Origin of the sequence: Oscillibacter ruminantium GH1, from assembly GCF_000307265.1 — a bacterium.
Classification (GTDB): Bacteria; Bacillota; Clostridia; order Oscillospirales; family Oscillospiraceae; genus Oscillibacter; species Oscillibacter ruminantium.
In genome coordinates this window covers 151102-171816 of record NZ_DF158896.1, presented here as the reverse complement: position 1 = coordinate 171816, position 20715 = coordinate 151102, and the positions used below count along the sequence as shown (strand labels likewise).

The following is a 20715-nucleotide window of genomic DNA, read 5'->3' as shown; positions in this document are numbered from 1 at the left end:
CTGCAAAAACAAAGACGGTGCGGCAGGGACAGGGCTGGAAAATTTCCAAATTTTTTCGCAAAACCGCTTATGTTTTAAAAAAAGCTGACGATATATGGGATACAAGGGTAAATAAACCCCTGCCGCGGACGCAATGGCCCCATGAGGCCTCTGGAGCCAAAAGCGCCGCTGAATAAAGGCCGGGAAAGGATTCCCCGCCGAAATTTACATGGAGGTATTCTTATGCGTATCCAACACAATATCATGGCAATGAACTCCTATCGCAACTACTCCGGCAACACCAGCGCTCTGAGCAAGAACCTTGAGAAGCTGTCTTCCGGCTACAAGATCAACCGCGCCGGCGACGACGCCGCAGGTCTGGCAATTTCCGAGAAGATGCGCGCTCAGATTTCCGGTCTGGAGCAGGCCCAGTCCAACGCCAAGAGCGGCATCAACCTGGTGCAGACCGCTGAAGGCGCGCTGACCGAGGTTCACTCCATGCTCAACCGTATGGTGACTCTGGCCGACCAGTCCGCCAACGGCACCTATGACAACGAGACCGACCGCGCCAACCTGCAGAAGGAAGTTTCCCAGCTGAAGTCCGAAGTCGACCGTATCTCCGACAGTTCCAACTTCAACGGCATCAAGCTGCTGGACGGCTCTCTGGGCGGCAAGGCCGACGTTTCCAACAACGTGACGCTGACCGATACCAAGGTCACCACCTCCATGACTAAAAGCAAGGATTTCACTGATGGTACAGGTGCTCTTGCAAACGGAGATAATTTCTCCTACACGGTTGCTTGGAAGGATGGCGGAGTCGAGAAGTCCGCAACGGTTTCCTTCAAGGTACTTGCTGATACTAATAAGCTTGAGGCCGCCGATGGCTCCATCTATACAATCACGGGCGCGGGCGCGAAGAAGGGTGAGATTCAGGCTGCAGTTCTGGGCGAGCTGAAAAAGAACAGCGGCTTGTCTTCTGCTTTCGACATCACCGCTGATACTGATGCACTGAAGTTTACCAGCAAAGCCAGCGGTTCCGCGGGCGCTCAGATTACCGCTCTCGGCATGACTTCTAGTGCCGTGGCAAAAGTTCCCGTTGGCGGCGGCGCTATCGGCGCAGGTGCCACTGACGTCGTGGTCGGCAAGAACGTGATGCAGAAGCTGGACATGAGCAAGGCAACGGTTATTACCGCGACCGGTGCGGATGCGGCTAATACAGCTAAGGCAGAAGATTTGGAAAAGGCCACCTTTGAGATCAACGGCAAGAAGTTCCTGCTGGCGGCTGCTACCACCACCGAGAAGGGCCTTGCAAATCTCGGCTCCGACGTGACCGTGATTAAAATGAAGGCTGGTGCCTATGCTGCCGCAGACGATGCAGCAAACGTGGCTGGAACCATCAGCCGCGTCACCGGAATGAAGTTTGAAGCCGTTGCCACCGCAGACGCCGATGCCGGCGCTGGGATTGCCGCTAACGACATTCTCTTCAAGGGCGAAACTGCCCTCAAGACTTCCGGCAAGGCACTGACCCTGCAGATCGGCGATACTGCCGAGGACTTCAACCAGTTGACTGTCTCCGTGGGCGACATGCACGCCAAGTCTCTGGGCATTGGCGATGTGGATATCTCCACGCAGGCCGGCGCTTCTTCCTCCATTGAGAAGATTAAGGCCGCCATCAACTCCGTGTCCTCCACCCGTGGTACGCTGGGCGCACTCCAGAACCGTCTGGACCACACCATCAACAACTTGGGTGTCATGACCGAGAACATTCAGGACGCCGAGTCCACCGTCCGCGACACCGACGTCGCCAAGGAAATGATGAGCTACACCAAGAACAACATTCTGGTGCAGTCTGCTCAGGCCATGCTGGCTCAGGCCAATCAGGTTCCTCAGGGCGTGCTGCAGCTGCTGCAGTAAGCGTCGGAAGAAACTACGCTTCAGTCACTCCACCCTGTCGGGTAGAGTTCCCGCCGCTCCGTTCTTCCTCCTTTTTTGCACAAAACCCGCTTCGCCGGGCTTTTGTGCGAGGTAGACGGAGAATGCGGAGAAACGCAGGAATCGCAAATCTTTAAAAAGGCTCCCGCCGCGAAAGCGGCGGGAGCCTTTTTTCGTCTCTCGTCTTCAATTTCCGAAAATACAACTGTATTTTCGGAGAAGAGGAGGCGCAAGGAAGCAGGTGTAGTTTTCGCCAAAGGCGGAAACGGAGACAAGCGGACTTTGCGCCGACGATGCGGCGGGAGCCTTTTTATGGGCGGCAGTCTTATTTTTTTCCGCATTTTGTCGATAAATAATTATAAGCAGCGGAAAGGAGCGATCTCAATGGATATGATGAACGACATCGCCGCCATGAGCATGGATATGAGCGCGGCGTCCATTCAGCAGCAGGCATCCATCTCTGTCCAGAAAAAGGTGATGGACACACAGGAGCTGGCGGCACAGGAAATGATGAAAATGCTTCCGCCCCAGACCAGTATCATTGATACCTACGCATAAGCCTGCGTAAGCGGCGCTCTCCAAGGGCAAGTTGTCCCATTCTGCAAAGGCCCGAAAATTTATATAGAAACCGTAAGATGTTAAAAAGAACGCACGGCGGCTGCCCGAAAGGGGCAGCCGCTTTGCTTGTAATCGGGACTATTCAGAACCTCGGGCGGCAAAGCCTTCTTATGCTTTTCCACAGTTTCTATAAAAACACTTACAGAAATCATTTTCCAAAGCGGGTTGGTATATCCAGCGCGTCGCACGGCTGTCTAATGTCGTACAGGAATCAAAAATTGTTAAACAATTAGACAAAGTCCCCTTGACGGGCAAAAAAAAGCCGTGTACAATTCATGGTGTTGGTTGACTGAAGAGTGGAGGCGATACATGTGGAACCCATCCGGAGAATTCCCATCGTTCAACAGGTGGAAGAGCGCATCGGCGAATTGATTGCCGAGCAATACAAGTCCGGGGACAAGCTGCCCGCCGAAATGCAACTGTGCCAGACGCTGGGTGTAGGCCGAGGCACTGTGCGCGAGGCGTTTCGGCTGCTGCAAGCCAAGGGTCTTGTAGAGATCAAGCCCGGCCGCGGCGCTTTTGTGGCGAATCAATCCGGCGAGAGCGGTATGGCGGCGATTGATTGGCTTGTGGAAAACGAACGGGAACTGCGGGACTCCATTGAGATCCGTACCGCGCTGGAACCAATGGCCGCGCGATGCATGGCAGAGCGCTGCAACGCGGAGGACGTGCAGCATTTGAGCGAGATTCACCAGCGGTTTTTGCAGGCAATTCGGGATGGCGATCCGGAGCAAATCGCCCGTCTGGACGAATGCTTTCACAACACCATTGTGGAATGCAGCGGAAACGCATTGCTGGTGGAGATCAACAGCAATGTCTGCCGCGGGATGCAGACGTTCCGCAGCAAAACCTTTCAGGTGGAGCAGAATGTGCGCAACGCCGTCATGCCCCACAGCAACATTATGAACGCCATTTTGGTCAGGGATTCCGCGCAGGCGGAACGGGAAATGCGCGCCCATCTGGACAAGGTCGCAGAGGACCTCGCGCAGAACGTCAAAGTACCCGCCCACGAAGTCGGTTAAACGATTGTATGACAATTTTCTCCCCGGCAATGGTTCACATTGCCGGGGATTTTTCTTGTTTAAAAGGGCCTCTTCCCTGTAAGCCCCTTGCAGATGTTGGTAAAAACAGGCTGATTTTACTGGGTTCTCGGTCGATTATTACAAAATAGCCCGCTTGATTTTGGAGTTTTTTTCAATTGACTATTGGCCACAATTTGTTAAACTTAATGTTAGATGTCATACAATTTTGCAGTTAGACAAAAATGCTTTAATTGCAGAGACATCCCGAATAGAGGAGGATTTTGAAATGAAGAAGATGCTCTCGCTGATGCTTGCCTGCGCAATGACCCTGTCTCTTGCCGCCTGCGGCAGCGCCGGCTCCGCACCCGCAGCCAGCGGAAGTGCTGCTTCCAGCACTTCTGGAACCATCGAACCGGTTACGCTGAAAATTTACTCTCCCGGTAATGAAAACTCCGTACCCACCAAGACGATTATTGAATATGCCCGTCTGGTGAGCGAGGCGTCTGACGGCGCGATCACACTGGATGTTCACCACTCCAGCGAGCTGGGCAACGACTCCGAGTCCATCGAGTCCACTCGTATGGGTACCATCGACATTATTTTCGCAGGAACCTCCGGCTTTACCTCTTTCTATGAAAAGGCAAAGGTTCTGGATCTGCCCTTCCTGTTCGATAACGCTGAGGAAGCCTATGAGGTTGTCAATGGCGAGATCGGCGAAGAAATTTTCTCCGACTTCCCCCAGTACGGTCTGGTATACCTGTCCGAAGGCGATAACGGTATGCGTCAGATTTCCACGACCAACCGGGCCATCCACACCGCCGAGGATGTGAAGGGCCTGAAAATCCGCGTCCCGACCAGCCAGCTGTATCTGGATGTGTGGGAAGCTCTGGGCGCCACTCCCGTGGCTCTGGCTCTGCCTGAACTGGCTCTGGCTCTTTCCAACGGCACCGCCGAGGGGCAGGACAACGCCACCTATCATCTGGTCGCTAACGCCACCTATGATGATATCAAATACTTTTCCAACATCAACTACATGTGGATGGGCTGCACCATGGCCGCCAACAGCGCGACTTGGGACAAGCTGTCTCCCGAAGTGCAGAGCATTTTGAAGGAGCAGGCAATTGTGGCCGCCAAGTACAGCTTCGACACCATCGCCGCCGATAACGAGTCCGCCACCAAGACCCTGCAGGATGCCGGCGTGGAATTCGATATGGAGCCGGATGTGCAGTCCTTCAAGGATGCGCTGGGCGGCACCGCTTACTATGAGCGCTACGCCAACGAAACTTGGTTCAATCAGGATCTGCTGGATACGATCCTCGCGCACTAATTTAGACGAAACAAACACGGGCGGCTGCGCAGGTCAACCTGCGCAGCCGCCCGCGACGAGGGGATGAAGTAATGAAACTGTGTAAAAAAATCACAGCGGGAGTCGCCTATGTGGCCGAAATCGTCTGTATGCTGATGATTGCCGGACTGGTGTTTATGATCGTGGCGGAACTGGTGAACCGGAACTTTTTTGGAAAGTCTTTTCGCGCCACGATTGAGATCTGCGGAATCGAATTTTTGTGGATGGCGTTTATCGGTTTAATTCCCCTGTACTGCAACAGCGGGCTGATGCGGCTGGAATTTTTGGTTTCCCGCGCACACGGAAAGACGGCTCAGATTCTCTATTTTGCAAATAAGGTCTTCAGCCTGATGCTGGGCGTGGTCATGGTCATTGCATTTGTGGCCCAGTACCCATACGTCAGCACCCGTTTTTATTCCACCTTCAGCTTCCAGCTTCCCTACACGGTGCAGTACGTGCCCATGGCAATTTCCGGCGCGTATATTGCCGTCAAAAGTCTGGAACAGATCGTGGATCGCGCTTTGCATCTGACCCGCGGTCAGGATACGGAAGGATAAGGGGGAACACTCATGATTATATTTCTAATTGCTTTCGTGATCCTGCTGGTCATCGGCGTACCTATCAGTATCTCCATCGGTGCATCCGCCGTTCTCGGCTGTGTGTCTCTGGGGTATCCGCTGGTGGTCATTGGTCAGAAAATGGTCAGCGGAGCTGATTCGTTTTTGCTGATCGCCGTTCCGCTGTTTATTCTGGCAGGTAATCTGATGAACGCCGGCAAAATCACCGAGAAAATTTTTGACACCGCCAAGGAACTGGTCGGCTGGATTCCCGGCGGACTGGCCCACTCCAATGTGGTTGCCAGCATTATTTTTGCCGGCATGTCCGGTTCCGCCGTGGCCGATGCAGGCGGTCTGGGCGCCATTGAGATGGAAGCCATGACCAAAAACGGATATGATGAGGACTTTTCCGGCGCTGTGACCGCCGCATCCTCTGTCATCGGTCCCATTTTCCCGCCCTCCATTCCGCTGATTATTTACGGCAGCGTTGCCAGCGTCAGTGTCAGCGAACTGTTCATGGGCGGCGTGATCCCCGGTATTTTGATGGGTGTGCTGCTGATGGTGATGATCTTTTTCTACGCCATCAAACGCGGCTATGAGCGGCACCCGTTCCGGCTGATGGCTCTGCTGCGCCAGTTTATCTTTTCTGTTCCCGCGCTGATTACTCCGCTGATTATCCTCTCCGGCTTTACTCTGGGTTGGTTTACGCCGACAGAAGCCTCCAGCGTCGCAGTGGTTTATTCCCTGCTGATCGCGCTGTTCCTTTATCGCACGCTGGACTGGAAGGCTTTCAAAAAGTGCCTGCTGGACTCGGCTCTTTCTTCGGCAAATACATTATTCATCATCGGAACCTCCACCCTGTTCACCTATGTCATGGCGATGGAGGGAATCTCCAAATCCATGGCGGACATCATTCTTGGCATCAGCTCCAACCCCTATGTCATTTTGCTGGTCATCAATGTTCTGCTGCTGGTTCTGGGCATGGTCATGGAGCCGGGCGCTATTTTGACGCTGATGCTGCCGGTGCTGCTGCCGATTGCCAGCGGGCTGGGCTTGAATCTGGTGCATTTCGGCGTCATCGTCGTGCTGAATCTGATGATTGGTCAGGTGACGCCGCCCTTCGGCGTGTGCCTGTTCGTCATTTCCGACGTGAACAAGATCAAATTGGAGCACCTTTACCGCTCCATTCTGCCTTTCCTTATTCCGCTGCTATTAACTCTGCTGCTGGTGACCTATGTACCGGGAATCGTCACATGGCTGCCCACCGTGCTGCTGGGTTAACAAAATTCCACTGGTATTTCCCATTCTGAAAGGAGCTTTATAAATATGTCAGATCAGCTGTTTAGTGTAAAAGATAAAATCTGCATCGTGACCGGCGGCTTGGGCCAGATTGGTACGGAGTTTGTCAAGGGGCTTCGCGCCCGAGAGGCCCGCGTTGCCGTCTGGGGCCGCACCGTGAACAACGAGCGCATTGTAAACACCTTTGGCGAAAGTGCGCTGACCGACCCCAATTTGAAATTTTACGCAGTCGATATCACAAAAAAGGATTCCATGAACGCAGCGCTGGACGATATGGAAAAAGTCTGGGGCGACGCTCCCGACGTTCTGGTGAACAACGCCGGCATTGACACCCAGCCCTCCGCGCCTCCCGAGGTGTCCGGCCCCTTCGAGAACTTCCCCGAGGAGGTTTTCCGCGAGGTGGTGGATGTGAATCTGGTGGGTACTTTCCTCGCCTGTCAGGCCGTGGGCGCCCGCATGGTAAACGCCGGAAAGGGCGGCTCCATCATCAATATCGGCTCCATTTACGGCATGGTCTCCCCCATTCAGGACATCTATGCCTATAAGAAAGAGCGCACCGGCATTCCCTTTATCAAGCCGGTGGCTTATTCCGCCGCCAAGTCCGGCATCTATAATCTGACCCGGTATCTTGCCACTTACTGGGGCAAGCAGGGCATCCGCGTGAACACCCTCTCCCCCGCCGGTGTTCACCGGGATACGCAGGACGAGACGTTCCAGGCCAACTTCTGCGCCAGAATGCCCATGGGCCGCATGTCTGAAGCCGACGAATATGTCGGGCCTCTGATCTATCTCGCCTCTCAGGCATCCTCCTTCATGACCGGATCCAACATGGTTGTAGACGGGGGCTGGACCGCATGGTAACAACCAAACCGCAGGATTTTAAACGGATTTGGTCCGCCCTGATTACCCCGACCAACGCCGATGAAAGCGTCAACTACCATGCGCTGGAACAAGTTGTGGATGCGCAGATTGCCGACGGCGTCGAGGGTTTCTACTGCTGCGGTTCTTCCGGCGAGGGCCTTCTGCTGACGCTGGACGAGCGCAAGCAGGTGCTGGAGCATGTGTTGAAAGCGGCGGACGGACGGGTTCCCGTGATGTCCCACGTGGGCACCATCCGCACCAAGGACGTGATTGACTTGGCGCAGCACGCCATGTCCGCCGGGGCATTGGCCGTGTCCATGATTCCGCCTTACTATTACAAGTTTTCGATGGACGACATCATGGGATATTACGAGGATGTGATCCGAGCAGTTCCCAATGTGCCCGCCATCGTATACAACATCCCTCAGTTCACAGGCGTGGAGTTCAGCAAAGACAACGCGGGACGGCTGCTTGGCAACGAGAACATCGTGGGGATCAAGCACACCTCCACCAATCTTTACAGTTTGGAGCGGATTGGGCAGGCCTTTCCCGGCAAGGCGCTGATCAACGGCTTTGATGAGCAGCTCCTCGGTGCGCTGTCCATGGGTTCCTGTGCCACCATCGGCACCACGGTCAATCTCTTTGCGCCTTTGTTCCACCAGGTTCGTGACGCATTTGACCGGGGCGACATTGCCGAGGCCTATCGCTGGCAGCACGCCATCAACCTGCGGGTGGAGGCAACTGTCAAACTCGGGATTTTCAATGCCATGAAGTATGGCTGGACCCTGCGCGGAATTGACTGCGGTTTTTGCCGTGCGCCGTTCCGCCCCTTGGACGATGCGGCACGCAAGACCATGCAGGACCTATTGGCTCTGCCGCTGGAGTCCATCTAAGGGCAAAATTTCTACACCGCGAACTGCTAATATTTCGGCTGAGAACCTAAAGAAGCGCCTGATTCCAAATGGAATCAGGCGCTTCTTTTCGGCTTAGGAGGGCGCTGTATATAATTAATATAGCCCCCGCCTGTTATATTACTTGCAGAAGCCTTTCCGCTCAGCGGTATTTAGCCACCAGCTGATCGAAGTCCGCTTGATTCAGCAGTCCGTGCTTTTCATAGGCACGCGCCTTTACATCCGCCACCAGCGTCCGCTTCTGTTCCTTGTCCAGCTGAATCGCCGCTTCTTCCAGCCACACATCCACCGAGGAAATGCCGGAGTGCTTGCCCAGCACAATCTGCGTGTCGGGATGCCCGGTCAACGCCGGCAGATAGGAGTTGGTAATCAGCGGATCTGTCTCATGGGACTGCTTATACCAGTCCGCCACGATACCGGACTCGATGTTGAACACCGTGTCGCCGGTGATCCCGCGGTTGCCACGGATGGGCAGGCCGGAAAATTCCCGCATCATTTTGTTCAGCGGGTAAATTTGGCTGTAATCCAGCCCCAGGTCCACGCCGTACATAGTCAGCAGCGCCAGCGCCACGTCTTCATAGGGCGCATTTCCCGCGCGCTCACCGATGGCTCCGATGGTGGTGTGCGCCACGTCTGCGCCGGCCGCCAGACCCATAATGGTATTGGCAGCCCCCAGACCGTAGTCATCATGGAAGTGCAGCTCGATGGGCTTTCCCGGCAGCTTGCTCCGCACGGTATCCACCAAAAAGGGCACCGTGTGGGGCATCAGCACGCCCATCGTGTCCACAATTGCCAGCGCGTCCATATGCCCGTTGGCCGCCACATGGCTCAGCAGATCCAAAGACCAGCTCATGGAGGCGCGAGTCATGTCAATGGGAAAAAACACCGTATACAGTCCCGCTTCCTTGGCGGCTATGGACGCTTGAATGGAGAGCTCCAGCGCCTTTTCCATGGTCCAGCCATAGGCCTTTGTAATCATTTCCTCATTGCAGGGAATTTCGATGATAACGCCCTTGACGCCGCAGTCAGCGGCGCGCTTCACATCGTCTACCATGCAGCGGGCAAAGGCAAAAATTTCACTTTGCAGATCTCTGCGCTTGGCAAGGTCTACAATTACCTGCCGATCCTGCTGCGATACGGCGGGCATGCCCGCCTCGATGCGGTGAATGCCCATTTCCGACATCTTTTCCGCCAGGGCCATCTTCTGCTTGTAGTCAAAAATCAACCCGGCCTGCTGTTCGCCGTCCCGCAAAGAAACGTCGTGAATCTTGATATTCTTCTGGAAGTGCAGGTTCTTGGTCACTTCTTCCGCAAAGTTCCAGCTGCTGGTAAACCATTTGTCATTGCGCCATTTTTCAGTCATAGATATTCCTCTTTTCAAATGCAGTATGTGAATGCGGGAAGAGTACGCGGGACGGTAAATTTAAAATGCGCCCGCGCACCGCCCGGATGAAATCAGATGAAGCGGCAGATGCGGTCAATGCACACATCGGAGAATCCAAACGCTTCGGCTTTGGTAATTTTGCCATTACAGACCTCCAGAAGCTCGTCCAGCATGGCGGCGCCCGCCTCTTCGATGCTGGTCTCTCCCTCGGTCACGGCGCTGACGTCGATGTCCATGTTGTCGATCATGGTCTGATAAGTCTTGCGGTTGGCGGTGACTTTTAAAACCGGTGCAATGGCATTTCCGGTGGGTGTGCCGCGGCCGGTGGTAAACACCACCACCTGACAGCCGCCGGCCACCATTGCGGTGACAGAGGCAATGTCATAGCCCGGTGAGTCCATAACGATGGCGCCTTTTTGGGTGGGGCGTTCGCCCTCCATTACCACCTCGACAATGGGTCGGGTCCCTCCTTTGTAGATGCAGCCCAGCGATTTTTCCTCGATGGTGGAAAGGCCGCCGTCCTTATTTCCGGGCGTTGGCTGCCCATAGCGGCAGTCCTGCCCGGCAGCGGCCAGATGCGCCTCGTAGTCATGACAGATCTTGATGATTTGATCGTGGATTTCTTTGGTTGCGCCACGTCGGGCAAGAATATGCTCCGCTCCGACAAACTCAATCGTCTCGGACATCATGCTGGATGCGCCCAAATCCACCAGCCGGTCGCTGAGATTGCCCACGGCGGGGTTTGCTCCAAACCCGCTGGTTGCGTCGCTGCCGCCGCACTCAATGCCCATCATCAAGGCAGAGAGGTCGCAGGACGTGCGTTTAACCAGCGAGGCGTCCGCCACCATCTGACGGGCGGCGCGAACCGCCTTGCTAATGGTGTTGATGGTGCCGCCTTCGTCCTGAATGCCAAAGGATATCACCGGCTTATTGGTAATCTTCTCGATTTTTTCCTTTAACTTTAAATGCGGGACATTTTCGCAGCCCAGTCCGATAATAACGGTGCCATACACATTGGGATTGGCAGCAAAGCCCGTCAGAATCTTCTGGGTCATATCCTCGTTTCCCTTGACCTCCGCGCAGCCGGAGTTATTGATAACATTGACGCTTCCCTGTACCTGAGAGGCAACAATGCGGCAGGATTCACTTGCGCAGGCGCAGGTGGGTAAAATCAACACATGGTTTCGGATGCCCACTGTGCCGTCCGATCTCTGATATCCCATGAATTCCATAAGTAAACCTCTTTTCTTTTCCGGATCAGCCCAGCTCCCTGCTGTAATCGCGGGGCAGGCTGTCAATATTCAAATGGGAAACCCAGTTGCCCACGACAATGTCCTTCTGGGCGCCGCCAATGATTTCGCCGTATTTGATGATGTGCTCACCCTGCGCGATGGGCGCAATGGCAATTTTATGGCACGGCGGAATCTCCTCGGTGGTTGTTACGGAGCAAAGCTCCGTCCCCTTGAAATAGTGTACTTCCTGCCCGGCGGCAGCGCCGTTGACAACGGTGATCACGTTGTCGTCTGCATGAAGCATAATTGCGTCTGCTTTCATATGAGTCCTCCAATTTTATTCAAATGTACGGTGATGCTTAGTTTTCTTTTGCCTTGACAGCGGCCAGCTTCTTCGCTTCCCATTCCGCGGAGGTGCCCCACTTCTTGGCAGCCCAAGAGGTCATAATGGGAACCATGATAACGGTGACAATGACCGCCGCAGCACACTGCACGGTGGCAGATTCCACAAAAGGCTGAAACGTCACAGCCGCCGCACCCACTGCGGCAGGCGTGGCCACGCTGTTTCCGGCGGCGGAAGCGACCGCCCAGCCCGCATAGCCGGGGCGCTTCAAAATGAACTTATCCACCAGACAGCAGATCAAACCGGACCAGAACACAGTGATGAAGCCCAGCGCGACACCGGACACGCCGCCCTTGACCAGATTCCTCAGGCTGATGCCCGCGCCAAGACAGAAGGCAAAGAAAGGAATCATCACGTTCAGACCGGGCTTGAGGAAGGTGGAGACTTCCTTGTCCAGATTGCCCAGAATTAAACCAATGACGATGGGCAGGATGGCGGCGGCAAGGCTTTTGAAGGGAATGTCGCCCATGCCGGAAGCGCCCAGCGCCACCAGCGTCAGGAACGGGCCGTCATTGATGTTCAGGATGGCCTGAGAAGCCACATCGGTTTCATCGCCAAACTGACCCACCAAGGACATGAACAGTCCGCCGTTGGAGTTGGTAACGGAGCTGATGATGGCCAGCGTGGAAAGGCCCAGAATGCCCTCCATGCCGAAGATTGCGCCAATCATCCAGCCCAAAGACGCACCGGCCAAGAATTTAGCCAGCAGCAGCACGATCCCCCGCTTGAGCACCTGACCGCCCTGCCGCAGTTGGATTTGAGAACCCACGCAGACCAGAAAACAGGCAATGAGCGTGTTTGCGCCGGCGCTGGAGAAGATGGCGGTGGTTAGACCGCCCATTTGCAGAACATCGGGGATAAATGTATTCAAAAGAACGCCAAGCAGCAGCGGAATTACCATCAGCCCGCCCGGGACCTTCTGTACGGTTTTCAAAATCTTCATTTTATAATCCTCCTAAACAATTTCACAACATGCCCAAAGGAATTGATTCCCTCGGGTTTTACGGGGCGCAGTTTAGAAATTTGCCACATATTTACTGTGCCGGCAGCAAAGTGATTTGGCAATTTCCATTGTGTTGGCGAGGCATGCTTGATTTTGAAACACACGTGCTTCATTTACCGGTTATTCTCATGATAACTGCGCTATATTTTAAATGCAATTAATCAAACGCATAAAAACGCTTCAATTTGAAACTAATTATATTCATTGTTTCAAATTGAAGCAATTTTGTTGTAAAGAATGCTGTTCTTTTTGAAAATATCCTGCAAATATTTTGACGTTTTTGCAATATCCCCTTGTAAAATATGTTTTATTTTGATACACTCAGCCAAGAGGAGGGTATATCAATGGAGAAAATTAAGATTCTTGGCATTGCCCCTTATCAAGAAATGGGGCTTTTGATGACGGATATTGCCCGCAGTTATGAAAATGTGGAACTCTATACATTCACCGGATTCTATCAAAACGCCATTCAGTTTACCAAGGCGTTTCCGGACAAGGAATTTGACGTGGTAATTTCCCGCGGCGGCACCGCCACGCTGCTGCGAGAGATGATCGACACCCCTGTCATTGACGTAAAAGTTTCCGTATTTGATCTGCTTCGGGTGCTGAAGCAGGCGCTGGAGTACAGCGAAAACGCCGCCGTGGTCAGCTACCGCTACATTACCTCGCAGGTGGAGATGCTGGCGGAGTTTCTTCGCATCAACATCCGCACCTTCTCCTTTGACCGCCCGGATCAAATTGCGCAAACGGTGGCAGACAGCTGCGCGCAAGGTGTGGACCTCGTGATTGGAGGCGCCGCTACACGGGATGCCGCCATTGCCAATGGCGCGCAGTTCATGCTCATCACCTCCAGCCGGGAAAGCGTGGAGGCCAGCATCCGTAAAGCAATTGAGCATCACAACCTCATCCGCAGTGCGCTGGACAACAACCAGCTTTTTCAAAGCATGGTGGACAAAAGTTCCACGGCTATCTTTCTGTTTGACGGCGATGCGGGCATCCGCTATGCAAATATTGCGGCACGGCAGCTGCTCAACGATGTGGAACGGCTGGAGCACTTTCTGACTGGTCAGCTTCCTCTTTTACGGCAAAGCGGAAGTCTGCACCTAATTAAGCGATTCAACGAAAAATTTTATCAGCTGCAAGGCAGTACGCTGACGATTGGGCAACAGCCCCATTTTCTCCTTGAGCTGCACTTCCACTCGGCGGCCTACCGGCTTGCGCCCTTCGCCGAGGTGGAAAACCCGGAGGAATTGCAGGAGCGGCGGCAGCTTCTAGGCTGTAACGGGCTATATCTCCGCCCTCTGCTCAAGACCATTGAAACCGCTGGCAGCTCCGTTCTGCCCGTGCTGATTCAGGGGGCAACCGGCAGCCGAAAGGGACTTGTGGCGCGCTATATTCATACCAAAAGCGCCCCTGCCGCCTCTTTTCTTCGCGTGCGCTGCGGAGATGTAACCGAAAAAACGTGGAAACTTCTGCTGGGCAACACCGTCTCTCCCCTGCACGGCACCGGCTACACCGTCTATTTTGAAAACGTCTGCGCCCTGTCGGAGACTTTGCAACAGCAGATTGCAGCCTATATTGAAGACACCAAACTCTCCCGCCGCCACCGGCTCATCAGTTCCAGTTCCTGCGATCTTTCAACCGAGGTTGCACAGGGACGCTTTTCCAGCAAGCTGTATTTGCAGCTCAGTGGGCTGACTGTCAACATTCCCGCATTGGCACAGCGGCGGGAGGACCTCCCCGGCTTTGTGAATCTGATGCTGCAGCAATACAACATTACCTATGCCAAATCCGTGGTGGGACTGGAGCCGGACGCCATGGAGCTTCTGGTGAAGTTTGACTGGCCGCTGAATCTGCTGCAGTTGGAAAAGGTGCTGCGGCAGCTGGTCGCCACCACCTCCTCTGTTTATATTTCCGCCGAGGAGGTGTCCGCCGTACTCAGCAACGAATCCCGTAAAGCCGTTCCGGTGCAGGACACACTGGATCTCACCGGGACGCTGGATGAAATTGAGCGGAGGATTATCACCCGCGTGCTGCGGGAAGAAAACATGAATCAATCCGCTGCCGCCAAACGTCTGGGGATTGGGCGCAGCACCCTTTGGAGAAAACTGGGTGACGGAAACTGAGACGGGAGAGCCGTCCGTGATTCTGCTCAAGTACAGTGATGCGCACGCTATTGCGTATTACGCCATCCACCACACAAAAAAACTGCCACGCTGCGGACAAACAATCCGCAGCGTGGCAGTTTATTGATTGAGTTTTCCGGAACCATCTTGTGCGAACATGCACCACCAGCAAAGTCTATTCTCAGCTGCGGAGCGTGGCGCACAGGCGTTTGGGCCGCAGCAGCAGATCCAGCGCATCCAGCGGCGAGGAAACCAAAACGTCGGCATGTGCAAGCAGCGCGGCGCAAAGTCCCTCTTTTTCCAGAACGGCAATGCTGAGCGCCGCCGCATCAAACATTTGAATGTCGTTAAATCCATTGCCCACGCAGACAGTGCCGCCGGACAGGCCGCGCACAATTTCCTCTTTGCACTGCGCGGCCCCTGCCCGCGGGAAAGTCTCCACCGCGATTCCCAAAGGCTCACATTGGGCGCGGACGGTTCCATAGGTATCGGCAGTGAGAACGGTGACCGTAACGGATTTCTTCAGCGCCGCGATCCGCTCCGCCAAGCCGGGCAGCAGTGCGCCGTCCACCGCCACTGTGCCGTTGTAATCCAGCACTACATGAGAAATCTCCAGCGTTTCCCGTCCCGGGATTTCAATCGTCAGCATATTGCGTTTCTCCTTTCCGTTTAACCGTAAACGCCGCTCAAAAACGCCCGCGTCTCCTCCTGCTGCGGGCGGTCAAACAGCAGTTCCTTTTCTCCGGTTTCCACCAGCCTTCCGTCGTTGAAAAAAGCAACCTCGTCCGCAATGCGGCGAGCCTGCGCAATATTGTGGGTAACCAGAACAATCGTATAGCGCTTCTTCAGCGCGGTCAGCATGGCTTCGATGGTGGCAATGCTCTTCACATCCAAGGCGGAGCACGGCTCGTCCAGCAGCAGCACCTCCGGCTCCACGGTCAGCGCTCTGGCAATACACAGCCGCTGCTGCTGTCCGCCGGACAGCTTCAGGGCGCTTTTGTTTAGTTCCTGCCGCACTTCGTTGTAAAGCCCGGCCATTTCCAGTTTTTCCCGTACGGCAGCTTCCAGCTTGACTTTTTCTCTAATGCCGTAATAGCGCAGAGCAAATGTCATATTTTTATAAATGGAAAACGGAAAGGGCGTCGGGGTCTGGAATACCAGTCCCACCCGGCGGCGCAGTTCCTCCACAGGAATTTTCTGCACATCATTGCCGCCCAGCAGGATCTGTCCCTGTACGGCTGCTCCGGGCTCCTCCTCCAGCATACGGTTTACAGCCCGCAGCAGCGTGCTTTTCCCGCAGCCGGAAGGCCCCAAAACCGCAGTGATCCGATTGCGGGGAAAGGACAGCGAAATCTGCTCCAGCGCTGGTTTGCCGTCGTAAAAAGCAGAGACGCTGCGCAATGTCACGGCTGCTTCCATGTGCGGTTCCTCCTTCTTGCATATCCGGTGGCTAGTGCATTGCTGACCAGAACGATCACCATCAGCACAAAGGCCGTGCCATAGGCCTGGGGCATGGACGTTCCCTGCGCTAGCAGCAGGTAAAGATGCAGCGGCAGCGCCATGGCGGGCTTGGTCAGTGAGGCGGGCAGAGATGCGTAGGCAACTCCGCCGGTAAACATCAGCGGCGCGGTAGCGCCCATCGCATAACACGCGCCTAAAATCACGCCCGACACCAGTTCTCCCCGGCAGGCGGGCAGTACGATTGTCCGAATGGTGTATAACTTTGAGCAGCCCAGCGCGCAGGCGGACTGCACCAGCGCGTCCGGCAGTTCCCGGAACGCCTTTTCCGCCCGTACTTCTATAAACGGCAGTACCATGATAGCCAAAGCAACCCCGGCGGACAGCACACAGCGTCCCCACGCAAATTCCCGCACCAGCAGACTGTAAGCGAACAGCCCCAGCACAATGGAAGGGATTCCCGCAATATTCTGAATCACCAGATGTATCGCGCTCTGCAACCGCCTGCTGCGGCAGTAAAACACCAGATACAGCGCCGTGGCAATGGCGGGAATTGCCCCCAGCACCACAGCTGTTAAGGTAAAGCACAGACTTCCCACGATGGCGGGCCAAATGCCGCCCTCAGAACCCAGCACCGATCCACTGGGCGCTGTGGAGAGAAATTCCCATGTGATAACGTCTTTTCCCTGCCAAAACACATAGCCAAAAAGGAACACAAGCGCGGCAAGCACCAAAGCCATACTGGCATATGCCCAAACCCTGACCAGACTCGTTCGCACTCTCATCCTCACGCCCCCTCCTGCCGCAGGAGCCGACGGCGCAGCAATGCGATACCGGTGTTGATCGCCAGCAAAATGACCAGCAGCACCAGTCCTGCCGCGTATAACGCATGGTAGTGGGTGCTGCCGGCGGCGGCAGTCCCCATTTCCAGCGCAATCAGGGAGGCAATCGTCTCGCCTTTCCCCAGCAGGGTGGGGAACAGGTTGGCGTTGCCCATAACCATCATAACCGCCATTGTCTCCCCCATAGCCCGGCCAGTGGCTAAAATGACGCTGAGCAGAATGTTTCGGGCGGACAGCGGCAACACCACATGGGCCACTGTGTGCCAATAGGAGATGCCCAGCGCGCTGGCGGCAGGCAGATACCGCCGTCGAATTTTCAGCATGGTTTCGCTGCAGGAGGACACCAAAAACGGCAGAAGCATGACCGCAAGAAGGATTGCCGCTGTCAGCACGGAATGGCCGCTCCCCGCAATCCCCAGCCGCTGGAACAGCTTGACCAAAACACACAGGCCAATAAATCCATAGATGACCGATGGAATCCCCGCCAGCAGATCGATCAGCGGATAGAGCAGGCTCCGGGCATTTTCCGAGACAGCGCAGGACAGAAACACCGCCGCGCCAACGCCAATCAGCAGGGCGATCAAAATTGCCAGCGCGGACACAGCCAGCGTCCCGGCAATAAAGTTGCCGATGCCGAAGGACACACCGTTGCCGTAGTCCATCGGCATCCATCGCTGACCAAACAAGAATGCGGTCAGCGAGGTTTCAGAGAATGCGGGAAGGGCCTCCTGCACAATAAAAATCAAAACAAATGCCAGCGACAACACCGTCAGCAATGTCAATAGCTTGATTAGATTAGAGAACAAAAAATTCCCGATTGTCCGCATGCGTATCCCTCGATTCTATGTGGCATAAGGTCAAATGCTGCCATTGCACCGCAATGGCAGCATTTGTAAGATAACATGAATGAACGGTTCTGTCAAAATCAGGCGGTGAATGCGGGAATGTAGCCGTTGTCCTCCACAACCTGATAGCCTACATCGGAAAACACATAGTCCACAAAGGCCTGCTCAGAGGCTGTCAGTTCCTGCCCGGTGACGAACATAACGGGACGCTGCACCTTGTAATCACCGCTGAGAATGGTCTCCTCAGTCGCTTCCACACCGTCAACCTTCATGGCGAACAGCACCTGACCGTCCTGATTAGCCTTGTTGTATGCGCCAAAGCCCGCATAGCCGATGCTCCAGGGATCGTTTGCGATATTAGTGGCCAATTCGGTCATGGAGGCGGACTGGGTGGCGGAGGCGGTCACTTCACTTTCGCCCATAATGGCCTTTTGGAACACTTCGTAGGCGCCGCCGGACAGGTCGCGGATGTACACGTTGATGGCCTCGGCAGGCAGAGAGGAATCCACCTGATTCCAAGTCGTCAGTTCGCCGCTGAAAATCTGACGGATGGTGTCGCTGGTCATATCGTCCAGCGCACCGCAGATGGGATTCTGGGCGTTGACAGAGACGGTCAGGGCGTCCTTGGCAACCACATATTCGGTATAGCCCGCGCCCAGAGCTTCTTTCTCACTGTCCTTAATGGTACGGGCGATCATTCCGAAATCACAGGTGCCGTCGATCACCGCGCTGGCGCCCACACCGGAACCGCCCGGCGCCACGTAGATGGAGATGTTGTTGGCCGGGAAAGACGCGTCTACCTTGTCCCAGGTTACATACTCATCGGTGAAGGAAGATGCCAAAGAGGAGATGATAGGGTACAAAGAGGTGGAGCCGCAGAAAAGGATGCTGCTCTGGAAATCGGCGGTTTCCGCCGCAGAAGCAGACACACTTCCACTGGTTGCGGGAGCAGCTGGTGCGGGAGAATTGCCACAGGCAGTCAGAGAAAGCATCATGATACCGGCAAGAAACGCAGCAAGAGTCTTTTTCATCGAAACAATGCCTCCAAAAAAAATTTTGGACATTTCATCCAATATATAGAGCGTAAGACATTATTCGATTAAACACAAATTCAAATTCGCAATATTGCTTGTACTATTATCGGAAAATACGATTATATAGATTTGATTTGACAAATGGAGATAGGCGATATCTATTTCGTCGCGCAATCCTTTAAAAAAGGCAACCCTAACTTATGTGCCGCTTCCCTTTGTGCGTTGGGCACACATCCTCCCAACAATGTGATTGAACGATTCAACTCGCTGTACCCGTGTGTTGGAGTCTTTTGCAGGCGGCAATTTCACACGGATGCTGGCCTGCGCACCTACTCATATGTCCAGTATTCAATGGTGTAACATAAGTATGAAGCACTCGGAGGCAACTACGGATGACACCTCCTAAGCAGGCTGACTCTATTCCAAAAGCGACTAAAAATTGATTTGTGCATCCTTCTTGAAAATCCCCACAATAATGATAAGGTACAATAAGTTGCGCAAATTCAAAAAGTCATAAAAACAGACATGGTTTGCAGATCTCTGATAGAATGAAGCTACCACACACCATTCTGAAAGGAGACAACAAACCATGTCTGAGAAAATTGTACAGTTTAATGAGGAAATTATCAAGGGTCAAATCAAGGAATTAGTCCGAGGTAGTGTGGAGGAAACCCTGAACGGCCTGCTGGAAACTGAGGCAGAAAAGCTGATCCAGGCGGCCCGGTATGAGCGCAGCGAGGAGCGGCAGGCTTACCGAAGCGGCCATTACCAGCGCAATCTCACCACGACCTCCGGCGACGTAAAACTCAATGTTCCCCGCCTGAAGGGTGCAACCTTTGAAACGGCGATTATTGAGCGGTATCGTCGCCGTGAGAGCAGCGTGGAGGAGGCTCTCATCGAGATGTACTTAGCAGGCGTATCGGTACGCCGTGTAGAGGATATTACCGAGGCTTTGTGGGGCAGTAAGGTCTCTCCCTCTACCATCAGCGAGCTGAATAAGAAAGCCTACGTCCACATTGAGGACTGGCGCAACCGCCCATTACAGGGCGGCCGCTATCCCTATGTTTATGTGGATGGTATCTACCTGCGCCGCAACTGGGGTGGAGAGTATGAAAATGTAGCCATTCTGGTGGCAATTGCGGTCAACGAGGACGGATATCGTGAGGTTCTTGGTGCTATGGAAGGTATGAAGGAAGACAAAGCCAGCTGGGTAAGCTTCTTTCAGTGGCTTCATGGGCGTGGTCTGAACGGTGTAAAATTGATTGTTGGCGATAAGTGCATGGGTATGCTGGAGGCCGTGGGAGAAGTATTTCCCGAGGCCAAATACCAGCGGTGTACCGTCCACTTTTACCGTAATATATTCTCCGTAACGCCTCGCTCCAAGGTGAAGATAGTAGCCAAAATGCTCAAGGCGATCCATGCGCAAGAAAGCAGGAAAGCTGCCCGCCAGAAGGCAAAAACAGTGGTTGAAGAGCTGGGGGCCATGAAGCTAAAAGAGACAGCCAAGAAAGTGGAGGACAGTATTGAAGAGACGCTGACTTACTGCGATTTCCCCTCCGAGCACTGGACAAGAATCCGCACCAACAATGTGATTGAGCGGCTCAACCGGGAAATTCGTCGCCGCACCCGTGTGGTGGGCTGTTTCCCGGACGGCAACTCTGCCCTGATGCTGGTTTGTGCCAGGCTGCGCCATGTGGCGGGCACTCAGTGGGGCAACAAGAAGTACATGAATATGAAGCATCTGGAGGCCGCCCTTGTGGATACCTCCGTTGCCGGCTGACCTCATCTATGACAGAGACTGCAAACTAATTTGCGCATAATTCTTGACACTACCAATCTTGACACTACCATGGTAAGCAGGTAA

The 20715-nt window shown here is 54.3% G+C and carries 19 protein-coding genes; 10 read left to right on the top strand and 9 right to left on the bottom strand.

The features are described from left to right. Positions 1-222 precede the first annotated feature (222 nt). The 8 genes from ON16_RS00885 (at position 223) to ON16_RS00850 (ending at position 8506) form a co-directional block, all read left to right on the top strand. Complete coding sequence (locus ON16_RS00885; protein WP_040658647.1) at positions 223-1893, top strand: flagellin N-terminal helical domain-containing protein; 1671 nt, start codon at positions 223-225, stop codon at positions 1891-1893. A gap of 402 nt (positions 1894-2295) precedes the next feature. Next, positions 2296-2469, top strand: coding sequence for a YjfB family protein (locus tag ON16_RS00880; protein ID WP_081579591.1), 174 nt, complete (start codon positions 2296-2298; stop codon positions 2467-2469). Between the two features lie 371 nt (positions 2470-2840). Further along, positions 2841-3551, top strand: a complete 711-nt coding sequence (locus ON16_RS00875) for a FadR/GntR family transcriptional regulator (protein WP_040658645.1) — start codon at positions 2841-2843, stop codon at positions 3549-3551. Between the two features lie 286 nt (positions 3552-3837). Beyond that, complete coding sequence (locus ON16_RS00870; protein ID WP_040658644.1) at positions 3838-4878, top strand: TRAP transporter substrate-binding protein; 1041 nt, start codon at positions 3838-3840, stop codon at positions 4876-4878. Positions 4879-4949: 71 nt separating this feature from the next. Next, complete coding sequence (locus tag ON16_RS00865; RefSeq protein ID WP_040658643.1) at positions 4950-5453, top strand: TRAP transporter small permease; 504 nt, start codon at positions 4950-4952, stop codon at positions 5451-5453. 12 nt (positions 5454-5465) lie between these two features. Beyond that, the gene (locus ON16_RS00860; protein ID WP_040658642.1) at positions 5466-6734 is read left to right on the top strand and encodes a TRAP transporter large permease; all 1269 of its coding nucleotides are present in this window, start codon (positions 5466-5468) and stop codon (positions 6732-6734) included. A 45-nt stretch (positions 6735-6779) separates the two neighbouring features. Further along, positions 6780-7613, top strand: coding sequence for an SDR family oxidoreductase (locus ON16_RS00855; protein WP_040658641.1), 834 nt, complete (start codon positions 6780-6782; stop codon positions 7611-7613). Then, on the top strand, positions 7607-8506 hold the full coding sequence (locus ON16_RS00850; RefSeq protein ID WP_040658639.1) for a dihydrodipicolinate synthase family protein: 900 nt from the start codon (positions 7607-7609) through the stop codon (positions 8504-8506). Before ON16_RS00855 ends, ON16_RS00850 begins: the two co-directional genes overlap by 7 nt. A 160-nt stretch (positions 8507-8666) precedes the next feature. Here the strand turns inward: ON16_RS00850 and ON16_RS00845 are convergent, their stop codons facing one another. The 4 genes from ON16_RS00845 to ON16_RS00830 form a co-directional block, all read right to left on the bottom strand. Further along, complete coding sequence (locus ON16_RS00845) at positions 8667-9887, bottom strand: LeuA family protein (protein ID WP_040658637.1); 1221 nt, start codon at positions 9885-9887, stop codon at positions 8667-8669. Between the two features lie 92 nt (positions 9888-9979). Further along, positions 9980-11140 carry a UxaA family hydrolase gene (locus ON16_RS00840; RefSeq protein ID WP_040658636.1) on the bottom strand — a complete coding sequence of 387 codons (1161 nt, stop codon included), beginning with the start codon at positions 11138-11140 and terminating at the stop codon, positions 9980-9982. A gap of 25 nt (positions 11141-11165) precedes the next feature. Beyond that, positions 11166-11462 carry a UxaA family hydrolase gene (locus ON16_RS00835; protein WP_040658634.1) on the bottom strand — a complete coding sequence of 99 codons (297 nt, stop codon included), beginning with the start codon at positions 11460-11462 and terminating at the stop codon, positions 11166-11168. 37 nt (positions 11463-11499) lie between these two features. Further along, entirely contained in the window at positions 11500-12486 is a 987-nt protein-coding gene (locus ON16_RS00830; protein ID WP_040658632.1) for a 2-keto-3-deoxygluconate permease, read from the bottom strand. Positions 12487-12890: 404 nt separating this feature from the next. Between ON16_RS00830 and ON16_RS00825 the strand changes: the two genes are divergently transcribed. After that, on the top strand, positions 12891-14672 hold the full coding sequence (locus ON16_RS00825) for a sigma-54-dependent transcriptional regulator (RefSeq protein ID WP_040658630.1): 1782 nt from the start codon (positions 12891-12893) through the stop codon (positions 14670-14672). A 181-nt stretch (positions 14673-14853) separates the two neighbouring features. Here ON16_RS00825 and ON16_RS00820 read toward each other — a convergent pair whose 3' ends face one another. From ON16_RS00820 to ON16_RS00800, 5 genes are all read right to left on the bottom strand, one after another. Further along, entirely contained in the window at positions 14854-15321 is a 468-nt protein-coding gene (locus tag ON16_RS00820) for an HAD family hydrolase (protein WP_040658628.1), read from the bottom strand. A 20-nt stretch (positions 15322-15341) separates the two neighbouring features. Next, a complete protein-coding gene (locus tag ON16_RS00815; protein WP_040658626.1) occupies positions 15342-16091 on the bottom strand; it encodes a phosphate ABC transporter ATP-binding protein in 750 nt (249 codons plus the stop codon). Continuing rightward, positions 16076-16915 carry a phosphate ABC transporter permease PstA gene (pstA, locus tag ON16_RS00810; protein ID WP_040658624.1) on the bottom strand — a complete coding sequence of 280 codons (840 nt, stop codon included), beginning with the start codon at positions 16913-16915 and terminating at the stop codon, positions 16076-16078. Before pstA ends, ON16_RS00815 begins: the two co-directional genes overlap by 16 nt. A gap of 2 nt (positions 16916-16917) precedes the next feature. Continuing rightward, the gene (gene pstC / locus ON16_RS00805; protein ID WP_040658622.1) at positions 16918-17799 is read right to left on the bottom strand and encodes a phosphate ABC transporter permease subunit PstC; all 882 of its coding nucleotides are present in this window, start codon (positions 17797-17799) and stop codon (positions 16918-16920) included. 98 nt (positions 17800-17897) lie between these two features. Then, the gene (locus ON16_RS00800; protein ID WP_040658620.1) at positions 17898-18848 is read right to left on the bottom strand and encodes a PstS family phosphate ABC transporter substrate-binding protein; all 951 of its coding nucleotides are present in this window, start codon (positions 18846-18848) and stop codon (positions 17898-17900) included. Between the two features lie 592 nt (positions 18849-19440). On the opposite strand from ON16_RS00800, the gene ON16_RS00795 reads away from it, so the two are divergent. Next, positions 19441-20631 carry an IS256 family transposase gene (locus ON16_RS00795; protein ID WP_040658618.1) on the top strand — a complete coding sequence of 397 codons (1191 nt, stop codon included), beginning with the start codon at positions 19441-19443 and terminating at the stop codon, positions 20629-20631. The last annotated feature ends 84 nt before the right edge of the window (positions 20632-20715 follow it).

Coding starts and splice junctions, on each gene's coding strand:
- ON16_RS00820 (WP_040658628.1), bottom strand. CDS start 15,321: ATGCTGACGATTGAAATCCCGGGACGGGAAACGCTGGAGATTTCTCAT.
- ON16_RS00870 (WP_040658644.1), top strand. CDS start 3,838: ATGAAGAAGATGCTCTCGCTGATGCTTGCCTGCGCAATGACCCTGTCT.
- ON16_RS00865 (WP_040658643.1), top strand. CDS start 4,950: ATGAAACTGTGTAAAAAAATCACAGCGGGAGTCGCCTATGTGGCCGAA.
- ON16_RS00800 (WP_040658620.1), bottom strand. CDS start 18,848: ATGAAAAAGACTCTTGCTGCGTTTCTTGCCGGTATCATGATGCTTTCT.
- ON16_RS00885 (WP_040658647.1), top strand. CDS start 223: ATGCGTATCCAACACAATATCATGGCAATGAACTCCTATCGCAACTAC.
- ON16_RS00795 (WP_040658618.1), top strand. CDS start 19,441: ATGTCTGAGAAAATTGTACAGTTTAATGAGGAAATTATCAAGGGTCAA.
- ON16_RS00860 (WP_040658642.1), top strand. CDS start 5,466: ATGATTATATTTCTAATTGCTTTCGTGATCCTGCTGGTCATCGGCGTA.
- ON16_RS00835 (WP_040658634.1), bottom strand. CDS start 11,462: ATGAAAGCAGACGCAATTATGCTTCATGCAGACGACAACGTGATCACC.
- ON16_RS00840 (WP_040658636.1), bottom strand. CDS start 11,140: ATGGAATTCATGGGATATCAGAGATCGGACGGCACAGTGGGCATCCGA.
- ON16_RS00830 (WP_040658632.1), bottom strand. CDS start 12,486: ATGAAGATTTTGAAAACCGTACAGAAGGTCCCGGGCGGGCTGATGGTA.
- pstC (WP_040658622.1), bottom strand. CDS start 17,799: ATGCGGACAATCGGGAATTTTTTGTTCTCTAATCTAATCAAGCTATTG.
- ON16_RS00845 (WP_040658637.1), bottom strand. CDS start 9,887: ATGACTGAAAAATGGCGCAATGACAAATGGTTTACCAGCAGCTGGAAC.
- ON16_RS00850 (WP_040658639.1), top strand. CDS start 7,607: ATGGTAACAACCAAACCGCAGGATTTTAAACGGATTTGGTCCGCCCTG.
- ON16_RS00815 (WP_040658626.1), bottom strand. CDS start 16,091: ATGGAAGCAGCCGTGACATTGCGCAGCGTCTCTGCTTTTTACGACGGC.
- ON16_RS00825 (WP_040658630.1), top strand. CDS start 12,891: ATGGAGAAAATTAAGATTCTTGGCATTGCCCCTTATCAAGAAATGGGG.
- ON16_RS00880 (WP_081579591.1), top strand. CDS start 2,296: ATGGATATGATGAACGACATCGCCGCCATGAGCATGGATATGAGCGCG.
- pstA (WP_040658624.1), bottom strand. CDS start 16,915: ATGAGAGTGCGAACGAGTCTGGTCAGGGTTTGGGCATATGCCAGTATG.
- ON16_RS00855 (WP_040658641.1), top strand. CDS start 6,780: ATGTCAGATCAGCTGTTTAGTGTAAAAGATAAAATCTGCATCGTGACC.